Source organism: Actinomadura logoneensis (assembly GCF_003428695.1).
Taxonomy (GTDB): domain Bacteria; phylum Actinomycetota; class Actinomycetes; order Streptosporangiales; family Streptosporangiaceae; genus Spirillospora; species Spirillospora logoneensis.
Map to the genome: position 1 here is coordinate 1 of NZ_QURH01000639.1, position 2,507 is coordinate 2,507.

At 74.0% G+C, this 2,507-nt stretch carries 2 protein-coding genes and 1 pseudogene; 1 reads left to right on the forward strand and 2 read right to left on the reverse strand.

The window, feature by feature from the left end; all coding sequences use genetic code 11:
* A pseudogene (locus tag DZF91_RS24990) lies at positions 1 to 647 on the reverse strand (SWIM zinc finger family protein); the annotation flags it as partial.
* A gap of 146 nt (positions 648 to 793) precedes the next feature.
* A complete protein-coding gene (locus DZF91_RS24995) occupies positions 794 to 2,026 on the reverse strand; it encodes a LeuA family protein (RefSeq protein ID WP_117359689.1) in 1,233 nt (410 codons plus the stop codon).
* Positions 2,027 to 2,099: 73 nt separating this feature from the next.
* On the opposite strand from DZF91_RS24995, the gene DZF91_RS25000 reads away from it, so the two are divergent.
* A partial coding sequence (locus DZF91_RS25000; RefSeq protein WP_117359690.1) for a helix-turn-helix domain-containing protein occupies positions 2,100 to 2,507 on the forward strand: 408 nt, incomplete at its 3' end.

The following is a 2,507-nucleotide window of genomic DNA, read 5'->3' on the forward strand; positions in this document are numbered from 1 at the left end:
CCGGCCGGGACCGCCCACAGCGCGTCGGCGCCGCCGCGCCCGGCCGGCAGCCCGCGCAGGAAGCGGACGGCCTCGGCGGCGGTCAGCTCGGCCCGCGGGTCGAACGCGGACGCGATCACCTGGACCTCGGCGAACCCGCGCAGCCAGCGGTCCGGCAGCGGGACCTTCTTCTCGACCGTCGCGCCGTCCAGCGTGGTGACGACGAGCTCGCCCGTCCCGACCGCCAGGTGCAGCGGCTCGTCCCCGCCGACCCGGGCGAGCGCCTCGCGCAGCGGCCCGTTGACGTCCACGTTGGTGGTGCCCAGGTCGACGACCTCGCCGTCCAGCGCGTCCTGGAGGACGTCGAGCCGGGCGTAGACGCCGCCGCAGGCCGAGAACGACTCCATCCGGAGCCGGTCCCCGTTGCAGGTGACCACCGGGTCGCGCATGCCGGTCGGCCGCGGCCGGTGGTAGCGGGTGCGGGCCACGTCCGCGAGCCCGAGCAGCCCCGCCGCCGCGGGCGCCGCCCGCGTGAGCAGCCCGCTGAAGAAGTGCGGATGGTCCGTCCGGCCGCCGGACGCCGTGGTCCCGCCGGAGGTCGACAGTCCGAGGCCCGCGCCCGTGAGCGCGGACGGCCGGACGTACTGGTACGCCTGTGCGCTGGTCATGCCGGGACCATAGAAGCGCCCACTGACATCCCGGCAGCCGTCCGATGAGCCCCCTGGCGCCACCCGCCTCCGCCCGCCCCCCCGCCCGCTGCGGTGCGGGCTTCCCGGGTAGGGAGCGAGCGGGGGCGTGGGCCGGGTGGGAGCGGTCAGAGGTAGCCGGGGAAGAGCAGGGACAGTTCGGCCGGGTGGGCGGCGATCAGGCGGAGCTCGTCGTCGGTGAGCGGGCGTCCGGTCATCGCGTTGCACAGCTGGACGAGGCGGAACGACAGCTCCGGGTCGGACGGTTCGACGCCGAGCTCGTCCATCACGTGGCGGAAGCCGGAGCGTCCGCCGTACTCGCCGGTGAGAACGACCCGGCCGCGCTGGGCGTGCAGGTCGTCCGGGAACGGGCCGAGGGTGGCCTCGTCGAACAGCTCGTAGTTGCCGTGGTCCTTGAGGGCGCCGTCCGCGTGGATGCCGGACTCGTGCGCGAACGCGTTCACACCCGCGCCGACCTGGTTGTACGGCAGCGGCTGGCCGAAGGCGTAGCTCGCCCACAGGGCGAAGCGGCGCGCCCACGACAGGTCGAGCGCGTCGCCGATCTCGGCGTCCACCCCGAAGGCGTGCTCGAACGCCAGGATCGTGGACAGCAGGTCGGCGTTCCCGGCGCGTTCGCCGATGCCGTTCACGCAGGTGTTGACCCAGGCGTCCTGCCCGGCCTCCAGGTCGCCGAGCGCGCCGGACACCGAGTTCGCGACGGCCATGCCGAGGTCGTTGTGGCAGTGCGTCTCGACCGGCATCCCGATGGCGGCGGCGAGCCTGGCGAACCGCTCGCGGATCCGGCCGGGACTGTCCCCGCCGATCGTGTCGCAGTAGCGGACGCGGTCCGCGCCGGCCTCCTTGGCGGCGAGCGCGAACTCGTGCAGGAAGCCGTCGTCGGTGCGCGAACCGTCCTCGGCGTTGACGCCGACGGTCTCCACGCCGCCCGCCTTGGCGGCCCGGACCGCGGCCTGCGCCTCCCGGATGATGGCCGCGCGGTCCAGTTTGCCGCGGAACTTGTTCGCGATCATGTAGTCGGACGTCGAGATCGACGGGTTCATGTGGCGCAGGGTCCGGCCGGACGGCGACCGCACCTCCAGCGCCTTCTCCACGTCCGCCGCGACGCCCCGGCACCAGCCGGACAGGCGCAGGCCGCCGAACGCCCCCGCCTCCTCGAGCGCCAGCTGCGCCCGGACGTAGGGGACCTCGTGGAACAGGAACGGGAACCCGATCTCCGACTGCGCCACGCCCAGCCGGCCCAGGTAGAGGTTGACCATCGTCTTGCCGAACTTCGAGAGCCCGGTGCGTGCGGTCTGGACGCCGTCCCGGTTGGTGACGTCCAGGAAGTGGATCTGAGGCATGTGCTCAGATTGACAGCCCGATCCACATGTATCAATATTGACCATAATCAACATTGAGTGGGAGGTCGGCCAGGTGGGGCAGTGGATCGACGCGGCCGAGGCCGCGGAACGCCTCGGTGTGAAACCCGCCACGCTGTACGCCTACGTGAGCCGGGGCGTCCTGCGCCGCCGCCGGGACGAGGCGGGCCGCCGCTCGCTCTTCGACGCCGCGCAGGTCGAGGAGCTCGCCCGCAAGGGCAGGCCGCGCCGGCGGCCAGGGCCGTCGGAGCTCGCGATCGAGTCGGCGGTCACCGCCCTCGGCCCCGACCGCCCCTACTACCGGGGACGCGACGCCCTCACCCTCGCGACCGAGCACCCCTTCGAGGCCGTCGCCGAATGGCTCTGGACCGGCGACGAGTCCGCCCTCATCGCCAGGAACCATGCCGCGGGGGGCCGCGCCGCCGCCGGCCAGGCCGCGGGCGACCGGGCCGGCGGGCGGGCG

What these genes read in the sequence shown, in the direction of transcription:
- DZF91_RS24995 (WP_117359689.1), bottom strand. Translation starts at nt 2,026, where the DNA reads ATGCCTCAGATCCACTTCCTGGACGTCACCAACCGGGACGGCGTCCAG.